Raw genomic sequence first — 11,291 nt, 5'->3', positions numbered from 1 at the left:
CTGGCGCTCAAAACGCGTGCTGGCGGTAGAACTGCACAAGCTGCCGATAGACGTCCGGTAGATGCTGGCGCAAGGTGGCCGGCGCCTCGAAAAATTGCTCACTGGCAACCGCAAAAAATTCGGCCGGACTTTCCAGGGCATACTGGTCCATCGGCAAGTCAGCACCGTGGTGTTTCTGCTCCTGCAGGCGATCCCACGCACTGGAGAAAGCAAGCCACCATACGCGTTGATCCTTGCGCCGGTGCAAGGGCGGAAAGCCGTTGGCGTTGCCGTTGAGCATGTCGAGCTTGTGTGCCATCTCGTGGATGACCACGTTTCGCCCCGGCCTCTGCCCGATATTCAATACATCCGCCCACGACAGGATTACGGGTCCCCGTCCCCATGCCTCGCCGGCCAACACGGAGTTGGTCTGGTGAACAACCCCGGCTGCATCAGTGTGTTGGCGATGTGGAATGAATGCGTCCGGGTACACGATGACGCTGTACCAACCGGAGTACCAATCAAAGCCCAGTTTCAGGATTGGGACGCACGCATGGGTCGCGAGCAAGACCCGGTCGGCTTCGTCCAGATGAAATCCATTGACCGGCTCCAGCGACTTCCTGTCCAGGAACAAGGTCGCCAGTACGCGCAGCGTGGCCTGATCGGAAGCATCCAGCCGACGCGCAGGGGCGCAGCGCTGGAGCGCGTCTTGCCAGGGCCGCTCGGCGATCGGGTATCGAGCGATGAGCCGCCGTATGCGCCAGTCTCTGATTTTTTTGAACATGGCCACATGTTGTCGGGGCTCTGGCTCAAGAGCATCGGGGTCAAGGCGTGCTTTCTCAACAGGGAACGCACGAGAAAGAGGGGCCCGGTTCACGTACGTTCGTTTGAATGCAGGGTTGCCGATCATTGCCACGGCGCACGACATGGTGGAGCCGACTGCTGATATCGAGTCCAGATGGTGCTGTCCTGCCGGGTCCAATGGGAGGCTACACTTGTCCCTTCCCGAATCCGTACCGGATTCGTATCCAGTGCATGGACACGTTTGCTCGACAGACCGCCTGCATATGCCAATACAAGATTCCGACGACCGCTATATCCTCAACGCAACACTGACCATGTTGTCGTTGGCTTTGGTGGCCGCGATTGCCGCGACGTTGATCCCCTGGATGGAACCGGTCCACCATCCGCTGGACATGATCGTCCCGCCCGCCATGTGCCTGGTCTTCATCGGGCTGCTGGTGGCATTGATCCGGCGGCCGCACTGGGTTCTCGCCATTGCCCGGATCGCGTTGTTCACCGGAGGACTTGCGCTTGCTGCACCGAGCTGGCTGTACACCGTGCAGGCGACCCTGACCCCGGGGCTTCGACTGATCGACATTCTTCCACCGGTCGCATCACTGTTGCTGGTGTTGTTGGTCCTGGTGATGATCTATTTGCCTGCGCGTGAGGCCTATCGGGTGGCTTTGCTGGCCTGGGTCCTGATCGCGTTGCCGGTGCTGGTCTATCTTTTCGGGCATCCGCAGGAGCTGTGGGCACCCAGGGGCATCGGCCTGCTGATGACCTACGGGCCGGTGATGCTCATGGTCGTCGTGCTGGTGCCGATGCGGCGCGGGCTGACCGGCAAGATTGATCGGCTGATGTCGGAACGGGTGCGCATGGAAATCAACATGCATCGCGACCCCCTCACGCGTATCCACAACCGGCGTCTGGGGGAACGCGTACTGCAGGACGTTCTCTCTGCAGGGACCCCTGCGGGGGTGATCATGTTCGACATGGACCATTTCAAGGCCATCAACGATACCCACGGCCACCCGGTCGGCGACCAGGTGCTGCAGCAGGTCGCCCGTCGCTGTCAGTCGCTGCTGCGAAAGGACGCGTGCGTGACCCGTTGGGGCGGTGAGGAGTTCATGGTGGTGGTGCCGGACGTGGATGCTGCCAGCCTGCTGCAGGTGGCCGAGCGTTTGCGCGCGGCCATTGCCGGATTGTCCATGGATCCGCTGCCCGGGGTGACCGCCTCGTTCGGCGTCACGATGGTCGAGGACGGGGACAGTCTTTCCACGTTGCTGCGTCGGGTCGATCAGGCGCTGTATAAGGCCAAGCGGGGCGGTGGCGACAACGTGGTGCGCGCGCCGGACGCCATCACCACGTCGAATACTGCGACGCCCGCTTGATGGGCTCAGGCCGGTTCATGTGGTTCCAGAAAGGCACCTCGCCAAGCGGATACTGGTCTGGAGCAGCGCGATTGGGTCGCCGCAGCGTAATGCGTTCATACGGGCTGGTGCAGCATGGCTTGTGCTTCGCTGAAAGCGGCGCGGGGTCGGCGTGCATCGATCACAGCCTGTCGCGCGCCTTCGTCAAGCAGCATGCGCGCTACGCCACGTCCCACTTGAGTGCTCTGGCTGCAGGTGCGGATGACCGCGAACCGTGCGCCCCTGGGGCAGGGGCCATGTGGTTGCAACTACTTTCTACCCCGTTGACGAGTCGTGTTTTGCCACCAAGTGGTTTCGTCCACCGTTCGCGGCCGCTTATTCACGTGGTGCGTTCGAGTCCAGCAGGTTGCCACTCTGGCTGACGTGATCGGCGGCGATCTGCTGATTGATGTCCGAGGTGGCGCGGGTATCGAGAGCCTCGTCGTCCGAGGGCTGTGGCGGACTCGGCGTGGTGGGGATGCTCGGTGCCTGGTCCAGTTGCACCCGATAGATGGGTTCGGGCATGTCCACTTCTGCGGCATCCAGCTCGGCCTTGATACGCCGAATGGCCTCGCTGCGCACCTGAAGGAAGTCGTGCGCGCGCTGATCGACCCAGCCGTAGAACCCGAGGACCACGTTCGAGTCACCCAGTGAAAGGATCCACGCCCGTGCGGGCGGCTCGGCCAGTACGCCCGCCATGCGCTGCATCTCGGCTACGCCAATCCGCTGGACCTGCACCAGATCCTCATCGACGCCCACGCCGATTGCGACCTCGAATCGCCGCCGCGGGTTGCGCGTGTAATTGACGATGACACTGGAGAAGACCATCGCGTTGGGCAGGCGCACGTGGTTGCCATCCAGAGTCATCAGGACGGTGGAGCGGGCATTGAGGGAGACCACTACTCCCTCGTGACCATTGATCTGGACGTTGTCTTTCGGCGCGAACGGTTGCTTCAGGCTCATCAGGATGCCGGCCAGGTAGTTCTCCAGGATATTCTTGAAGGCAAAGCCCAGCGCCACGCCCATGATGCCGGCGGTACCCACCACTGCACCGACCAACGCCGTGGCGTTCATGATTTCCAGGGCGATCAATACGCCTATCAGCAAAACGCCCCAGTGCACGGTGGTGGCCACCAGCTCTCGCAGGAACGGATTGGTATGGGCGCGTGTTTCGAACAGGCGTCGGCGGGCGATCCATCCGCCCACCCACCATGCCAGCAAAATGACCAGCAGCGACAGCACCAGCAACGGCAGCGCAGCCAGCAATCGGTAGCCCTGATCAAGCAGGCGTTGCGCGACGGCGTGGAGGTCGAAGGCGGCGGTGGGAGCGACCAGCATCGCGCCATTATGCGCGGGATCCGGTGAGCGGGACAGTAACGATGCGGTGGCCATCAAAATCGCCCAAATGCAAGCGGTTGCCTGGATTACAGGCCGTCAACAATTTCGGGTATGGCGGGCAACAATTTCTTCCGTCACTTTGTTGAGCTCGATTTGTGCGGGCTCGAACACCAGCGCAGAAACTTCATTTTCGGCCCACTCCTGGGCGACACGACACACAAGCGTCGCAGCTCGTTGCGTATCCGCTCCGACCATCAACGTATGTCGGCCTGAGCCTGTGGCGCAGGGTCGACCTGGCGAGGTGGAATCATCGTCAGAGCATTGCTGCATGAGAATCGCTGCTTGAGATCGGTCGCTTCCACGGCATGCTCCACTCCATCGATGGCCTGCATGGCATTGAGCAGGAGGCACTGTTATCGCTGTCGACGGTCAGTCACAAATGGAGCTTGAGCATGCGCCACTTCCCCATCTTTCTATTGGCGCGCGCATGGGCGGAGCGAGAATGGATCCTGCATGCGCAGACGTGCTGAATCTTGATAAACCCGTGACTTCTGCATGAGCAAGGGTAGTCCATCTGATGCATGCGCAAACCAGAATCCCAATGAAGCGCGACTTACCAGGTTCAATCGTGTGCCGCGCAAATGTCGTGCACGGATTCGAACCAGCGAGGCGCTTCAGCAATCGCCGGAAACATGTTGTTCGGAGTGGCTTCGCGATGCCCAGGGGGGTGTGTTCGGGATGGATGAAAAGTCGCCTGGACTATCATCGGCTGGCGGATTCTTGGTGCTGTATCCATTGGCGACAGCGATCCCTTGAGGCATCCAGAGCGCACAACCAATTGCATGGAATGCAGAAGGCGATGCGCGTTTGCAAAGCTTCAGCGCTCCGGATTGCCGTGTGAATTCGGATCAGGTTAAGCGACCAGCATGTAGTATGTGGAGAATGTACTTTGATGCTGACGCCTCGAACAGGTTCGACGGCCAGACCGTCATTTGTGCCTCGACATGACACTTGGAAAGCGAGAAAACCACAGTGACATGCCGGTTGGCATCGACGCCAAGGGCAAGCGCACCGAAAGCGATTCAATGGGCAAGATCGACGTACCGGCGAACCGTTACTGGGGTGCGCAGACCCAGCGTTCGCTGATTCATTTCTCGATCGGCGACGAACGCATGCCCAAGGCGGTGTATCACGCCTACGGGTACGTCAAGAAAGCCTCCGCCCTGTTGCACAAGCAGGCGGGACGGATGGACGCTGACACCGCCGATGCCATCATTCAGGCATGCGACGAGACCATCGACGGCATGCTGGACGAGAGCTACCCGTTGTACGTCTACCAGACCGGGTCCGGCACGCAGTCCAACATGAATGTGAACGAGGTGATATCCAATCGCGCCATCCAGTTGCTGGGCGGCGAACTGGGCGCCAAGGACCCGGTGCATCCGAACGATCACGTCAACATGGGCCAGTCGTCCAACGACAGTTTCCCCACCGCCATGCACATTGCCATGGTGCAGGCGCTGGAAGAGCAGCTTTTCCCCGCCGTGGAAAAGCTGGCAGCGGCCATCGGCACCAAGGCCGCGCAGTGGATGCAACGTCCCAAGATCGGACGAACGCATCTACAGGATGCGGTTCCACTGACCGTGGGGCAGGAGTGGTCCGGGTATGAAGCGCAGCTGCGCGATGCACTCAGGCGTCTGCAGCAGGCACGCGACGGGTTGTATCCGCTGGCAGCCGGCGGCACCGCCGTTGGCACCGGCCTGAACGCACCCGAACACTTCAGCAAGGCCATGGCGCAGACACTGGCCGAACTGACGAACCGGCCGTTTGTCACGGCCCCCAACAAGTTTGCGGCACAGGGCTCGCTGGATCCCACCGTTGCGGTGATGGCCGCATTGCGCGGACTCGCAGTGGCCCTGATGAAGATCGCCAATGACCTGCGCTGGCTGGGCTCCGGTCCGCGTTGCGGAATCGGTGAGCTGAAACTGCCCGAAACCGAACCCGGCTCCTCGATCATGCCAGGCAAGGTCAATCCGACCGTGTGCGAGGCATTGGTGATGATCGCCATCCAGGTGATCGGCCTCGACAATGCGGTTGCCTTTGCCGGCAGCCAAGGCAATTTCGAGCTCAATGCCATGCGCCCGATCCTGATCAACAACGTATTGCGCGCCAATTCGATCCTCTCTGACGGATGCGACATGTTTCGCCAGTACACGGTGGAAGGCACCGAGCTTGACGACGCCACCATCGACACCGATCTGCGGCAATCACTGATGCTGGTGACGGCACTCAGTCCGGAAATTGGCTACGACAAGGCCGCCGAAATTGCCCACAAGGCCAGCGAAGAGGGCAGCACGTTGAAGGATGCAACGCTGTCATTGGGCTACATGGACGAAGACGAGTTCGACCGGATCGCCGATCCCAAGCGCATGACCGGATCGGGGGTGAGCGGTGCATAGGCGTGCTCAAAGCATGCCTTCCGGCGTGAAGACCGGTGGCGGGTTCGCTTTCCTGCGCGCACGTGCCTTGCGGGCGCAAGTCGGGTCCCAGGTGCGTCGTGAGCTCACAAAAATCCAATGGTTACCGACGTTCCGCGCGCCTCAAGCCCGGGGCCCTGCCCGGACACTTCCCACCTGATCCGAGGGGGCGGACATGCAAAAAGGTCGTGGTCTGAACACTGAGCGACACGATCGTACGAGCGGACGCAACCAAAGACAGTGAGGACAAAACCATGAGCCGACCACTTTCGCCCCACCTGACCTGGTACAAGCCGCAGATCACCTCGACGTTGTCGATCCTGCATCGCTTTACCGGCATTGTCCTGGCGCTGGGCGCAGTGGCCCTGAGCTGGTGGGTGGCTGCAGTGGCGATCGGTGGAGAGACCTATGCCGGCACGGCCTGGCTGTACACCTCCATCGCCGGTCAGATTGTGCTGTTTGGCTGGACGCTCGCATTGGCGTTCCATCTCAGTAACGGCATCCGCCATCTTTTCTGGGATGCCGGCATCGGCTTTGACATGCCCACCGTTAACCGCAGCGGTATCGCCGTGCTGGTCATGACGGCCCTGCTGACGTTGGCGGTCTGGCTGATCGTCCTCCTGGCTTGAGGAGCAAAGCATCATGAATGACAAAGGAAAAAATCGGCAGGACGACGCCCCCGCAAAGGCCTCGGAGAAAACATCGGCAGTCGACGCGTCCAGCGCGCAAAAGTCCGCAGACGACTCTGCCGTGGATTCGCACAACGAAGCCAGGGAAAAGCAGCCTGCGAATGACCATCAGGACGACGACGCCGGCGAAGACGGGAACGAGGTCATCAAGGTCGAGCGCACGCCGACCAGCCCTGCGCTGCTGAGCCAGCTGCGGCACAGCAATCACTATCACCAGGCCCGTGGCCTTGGCGCGGGGCGTGCCGGCGCGGCAACGTTTCGCGTGCAGCGCCTGACCGCGATGGCCCTGATTCCCCTGGCCATCTGGTTCGCGGTCAGCGTGGTGCGCATGAGCACGGCCAGCCAGGCCGCCGCCGCCGCTTGGCTGGCGTGGCCGGTCAACGCCGTGATCATGGCGCTGTTCATCGTCATCGCGCTGCGCCATGCAGTCATCGGACTGCAGATCATCCTCGAGGATTACGTGCACCACGAGGGCCTGCGCGCTGTTTGCGTGCTTGTGGTCAAGGCGATCGGGCTCCTGCTCGGCGTCGGTGCGGTAGCGGCACTGATCCATCTGGCGCTCTAAAAGGAACGTATTTATGGCAACGGCTTATGACATCGTGGATCACGACTACGACGTGATCGTGCTGGGAGCCGGCGGCGGCGGATTGCGCGCCACCCTGGGCATGGCATCCACAGGTTTGAAAACCGCATGCATCAGCAAGGTTTTTCCGACCCGCTCGCACACCACTGCGGCACAAGGCGGCATTGCCGCGGCGCTGGGCAACATCATGGAGGACGACTGGCACTGGCACATGTATGACACCGTAGCCGGCTCGGTGTGGCTGGGTGACCAGGACGCCATCGCCTACCTCTGCCACGAGGCAATTCCTTCGGTGGTCGAGCTGGAACACATGGGCGTGCCGTTTTCACGCACCGAGGACGGGCGCATCTACCAGCGCAAGTTCGGCGGGCACACCACGCACTGCGCCGAAGGCGAGATGGCGGCGCGTGCCTGCGCCGCCGCTGACCGCACCGGCCATGCCGTCCTGCACACGCTTTACCAGCAATGCCTGAAGCACAAGGCGCAGTTTTTCATCGAATACTTCGCCATTGACCTGTTGATGGACGAAGACGGTGCCTGCTGCGGCCTGCTCGCCTTCAGTCTGGAAGACGGCACCTTGCACCGCTTCCGTGCCAAGCAGACCGTGCTGGCCACCGGCGGCTGCGGACGCGTGTTCGAGTCCTGCACGTCCGCGCATACCTGCACTGGTGACGGCAATGCCATGGCCCTGCGCGCCGGCGTGCCGCTGCAGGACATGGAGTTTGTGCAATTTCATCCCACCGGACTGGTGGGCTCGGGTTGCCTGATCACCGAAGGGGCGCGCGGGGAGGGCGGCTATCTCACCAATGGCGACGGTGATCGTTTCATGCCCAAGTACGCGCCACATGAAAAAGATCTCGCCAGCCGCGATATCGTCAGCCATGCCGAAGGCGTGGAGATGCGCGAAGGCCGCGGTTGCGGCGAGGACGGAGACCACATCCTGCTGCACCTGGAAGAAATCGACGACGAGGTGCTGGAAAGCAAGTTGCCGGGCATCATCGAGACAGTGCGCATCTTCCTCAATATCGACATCCGCAAGGAGCCGATCCCGGTGGTGCCGACGGCGCACTACTGCATGGGCGGCATTCCCACCAACATCCATGGCGAGGTGGTCAATCCGCGCCTGGGCGGCCCGAATGCCACGGTCCCCGGCTTGATGGCCGTGGGCGAGACCGCTTGTGTATCGGTCCACGGCGCCAACCGCCTGGGCACCAACAGCCTGCTGGACATCATCGTGTTCGGTCGTGCCGCTGCATTGCGTGCGGCTGAAATCATCGATCCCGACAGCGACACCCCGAGCAGCCCCAAGGATTGCGAGGAAAAGATCCTAGAACGTTTCGACGCCCTGCGTCACAACGCGACGGGCGGCAACCCGGGGCAGGTGCGTGCGGGCATGCAGAAGATCATGCAGAACCATTTTGGCGTGTTCCGCAAGCAGGACTCCATGCAGGAAGGCATCGACATGCTGGAGGAAATGTCCGGGCAGATTGCGGACATCGGTGTCACCAGCCCCGACCTGACCTGGAACATGGAGCTGGTCACGGCACTGGAAGTCCAAAACCTCTGCCAACAGGCCAGCGTGCTGGCGCAGTCGGCCATGGTGCGCACCGAGTCGCGCGGCGCGCACATCCGCGATGACCACGAGGAACGCGACGACGAGAACTGGCTCAAGCACACCGTCGCCTGGAGCGAGGCTGGACGCGTCGACATCGACTTTCGCCCGGTGCGTCTGGATACCGGTCGCGACGATGCCAAGACCTTCCCGCCCACCGAGCGCAAGATCTGAGGAGTCCAACATGGCTGAACTACGGCTACCCAAAAACTCACGCGTGCAGGAAGGCAAGCACTGGAAGCACGAGGGTGACAGCGACAACCTGAAGACATTCCGCATCTACCGTTACGATCCGGCGCGCGATGCGCTGCCGCGCATGGATACCTATTCGCTCGACCTGGACGACTGCGGTCCGATGGTGCTGGACGCCATCCTGAAGATCATTGACGAGATTGATCCATCCATTGCCTTGCGACGTTCCTGTCGCGAGGGCGTGTGTGGTTCGTGTGCCATGAACATAAATGGCACCAACCAGCTGGCCTGTCTTTGTCATATCGATGACCTGGGCGAGGGGCCGGTTCGCTTGTCGCCGTTGCCCCATCTGGACGTGATCAAGGATCTGGTGGGGGACCTCAGACGCCTGTATGCACAGTACGAATCGATCGAGCCGTGGTTGAAGAACGATCAGGCCGAACCCGAGCGCGAACGCCTGCAGCTGCCCGAAGACCGCGACAAGGTCGACGAGGATTCCAAATGCATCCTGTGTTTCTGCTGCGCCACGTCGTGCCCAAGTTACTGGTGGACCGGCGACAAGTTCCTGGGTCCGGCGATCCTGCTGCAGGCGCACCGTTGGCTGGTCGACAGCCGTGATGACCGCACCGGCGAACGTCTGGATGCACTGGACGATACCTTCAAGCTGTATCGCTGCCACACCATCATGAATTGCACCAGCGCCTGCCCCAAGGGCCTGAATCCATCAAAGGCCATCGCCGATACAAAGCGCATGTTGGCCCGACGTCGTTGATATCAGGCAGGGCAAACCCTGAATTGGAGTGAAGGCATGGCCGATACCAAGGAAACCAACGCGCTGACCGTGGACAAGGACGGTGTCGACCTATTGACCGACCCCTTGCTCAACAAGGGCACGGCCTTCAGCGACCATGAACGCGACCTCTTCATGCTCCATGGCTTGTTGCCGCCGCATCACGGAACCCTGGACGACCAGATCGAGCGACGCCTGGATGCCGTGCACGAGTTGCAGGACGACTTCCAGAAATACCTGCAGTTGCGCGGTTTGCAGGATGCCAATGAGACCCTGTTCTACGCGCTGCTGGAGCGCAACTTGAAGCAGATGCTGCCGATCGTCTACACCCCGACAGTAGGTGTGGGATGCGAGAAATTCAGTCGCCACTGGCACCATCCGCGTGGGCTTTTCGTCAGTTACCCGCATCGCGATCGCCTCGAAGCGGTGCTGCAACACCCGCGGTTTGACAAGGTCCGCGTGATCGTCGTCAGTGACGGCGAGCGGATCCTTGGCCTGGGGGACCAGGGCGCGGGCGGCATGGGTATTCCTATCGGCAAGCTGTCCCTGTATACCGCCTGTGCCGGTATCGATCCAGCCACGACCTTGCCGATCCTGCTCGATACCGGCACGGACAATCGGGACCGGTTGGATGATCCGGAATACATCGGCTGGCGCCACGGGCGTATCCGCGGCAAGGACTACGATGATTTCGTCGACGCCTTTGTCGCGGCGGTGAACAAACGCTGGCCGCACGTGCTGCTGCAGTTCGAGGACTTCGCGCGACCCAATGCCCTGCGCCTTCTGAAACGCTATCGCGATCAGTTGTGCACCTTCAACGACGACGTGCAGGGAACCGCCGCGGTGGCTGCCGGCACCTTGCTGGCGGCAGCACGCGCCACCGGTTCGAAGCTGAAAGACCAGACCGTGGTGATTTTCGGCGCGGGCTCTGCCGGCTGCGGTATCGCAAGACTGCTGATGCACATGATGGTCGAGGAGGGCCTGTCCGGGGAAGACGCCCGGCAGCGCTTCTACGCGCTGGACAAGCAAGGCCTGTTGTTGGAAGACGACAAGGAGCTCGAGACTTTCCAGAAACCCTTCGCACGCTCGCGTTCTGAGGTCGAGGACTGGCAGGACATCGACGGCGAGCGTATCGACCTGATGGATGTGGTGCGCCATGTCGGCCCCACGGTATTGCTGGGCGTCTCCGGTCAGGGTGGTGCCTTCAGCGAATCGGTGGTGCGTTGCATGGCCGAGCAGGTCAGCCAACCGATCATCCTGCCGCTATCCAACCCCGAATCCGACTGCGAGGCTGCGCCTGCGGACGTGATGGGATGGACTGAAGGACGTGCGCTGATCGGCACGGGGAGTCCTTTCGACCCGATCGAGGTGGACGGCCATACGTTCACTGTCGATCAGGTCAACAACACGTACATTTTCCCGGGCCTTGGCCTGGGCGT

General features: G+C 61.6%; 9 protein-coding genes. 7 read left to right on the top strand and 2 right to left on the bottom strand.

Translation table 11 applies throughout. The annotated features are described in order from the left end of the window. Nucleotides 1–7: 7 nt before the first annotated feature. Entirely contained in the window at nucleotides 8–889 is an 882-nt protein-coding gene (locus PF446_RS14195; protein WP_298072730.1) for a M90 family metallopeptidase, read from the bottom strand. 157 nt (nucleotides 890–1,046) lie between these two features. Between PF446_RS14195 and PF446_RS14190 the strand changes: the two genes are divergently transcribed. After that, nucleotides 1,047–2,153 carry a GGDEF domain-containing protein gene (locus PF446_RS14190; RefSeq protein ID WP_298072728.1) on the top strand — a complete coding sequence of 369 codons (1,107 nt, stop codon included), beginning with the start codon at nucleotides 1,047–1,049 and terminating at the stop codon, nucleotides 2,151–2,153. Nucleotides 2,154–2,507: 354 nt separating this feature from the next. Here the strand turns inward: PF446_RS14190 and PF446_RS14185 are convergent, their stop codons facing one another. Continuing rightward, a complete protein-coding gene (locus PF446_RS14185) occupies nucleotides 2,508–3,509 on the bottom strand; it encodes a mechanosensitive ion channel family protein (RefSeq protein WP_298072726.1) in 1,002 nt (333 codons plus the stop codon). A 1,004-nt stretch (nucleotides 3,510–4,513) separates the two neighbouring features. Between PF446_RS14185 and PF446_RS14180 the strand changes: the two genes are divergently transcribed. From PF446_RS14180 to PF446_RS14155, 6 genes are all read left to right on the top strand, one after another. Then, entirely contained in the window at nucleotides 4,514–5,968 is a 1,455-nt protein-coding gene (locus PF446_RS14180) for a class II fumarate hydratase (protein ID WP_298072724.1), read from the top strand. Nucleotides 5,969–6,240: 272 nt separating this feature from the next. Beyond that, entirely contained in the window at nucleotides 6,241–6,615 is a 375-nt protein-coding gene (gene sdhC / locus PF446_RS14175; RefSeq protein ID WP_298072722.1) for a succinate dehydrogenase, cytochrome b556 subunit, read from the top strand. A 13-nt stretch (nucleotides 6,616–6,628) separates the two neighbouring features. After that, entirely contained in the window at nucleotides 6,629–7,240 is a 612-nt protein-coding gene (gene sdhD, locus PF446_RS14170) for a succinate dehydrogenase, hydrophobic membrane anchor protein (protein WP_298072720.1), read from the top strand. A gap of 13 nt (nucleotides 7,241–7,253) precedes the next feature. Further along, on the top strand, nucleotides 7,254–9,044 hold the full coding sequence (sdhA, locus tag PF446_RS14165; RefSeq protein WP_298072718.1) for a succinate dehydrogenase flavoprotein subunit: 1,791 nt from the start codon (nucleotides 7,254–7,256) through the stop codon (nucleotides 9,042–9,044). A 10-nt stretch (nucleotides 9,045–9,054) separates the two neighbouring features. Next, the gene (locus tag PF446_RS14160; protein ID WP_298072716.1) at nucleotides 9,055–9,834 is read left to right on the top strand and encodes a succinate dehydrogenase iron-sulfur subunit; all 780 of its coding nucleotides are present in this window, start codon (nucleotides 9,055–9,057) and stop codon (nucleotides 9,832–9,834) included. A gap of 36 nt (nucleotides 9,835–9,870) precedes the next feature. Then, nucleotides 9,871–11,291, top strand: a 1,421-nt coding sequence (locus PF446_RS14155; RefSeq protein ID WP_298072714.1) for an NAD-dependent malic enzyme, incomplete at its 3' end; no start/stop codon positions are given.

Origin of the sequence: Oleiagrimonas sp., assembly GCF_027858935.1 — a bacterium.
In the GTDB taxonomy this organism is placed as follows: domain Bacteria; phylum Pseudomonadota; class Gammaproteobacteria; order Xanthomonadales; family Rhodanobacteraceae; genus Oleiagrimonas.
This window is presented reverse-complemented; position numbering and strand designations above follow the sequence as displayed.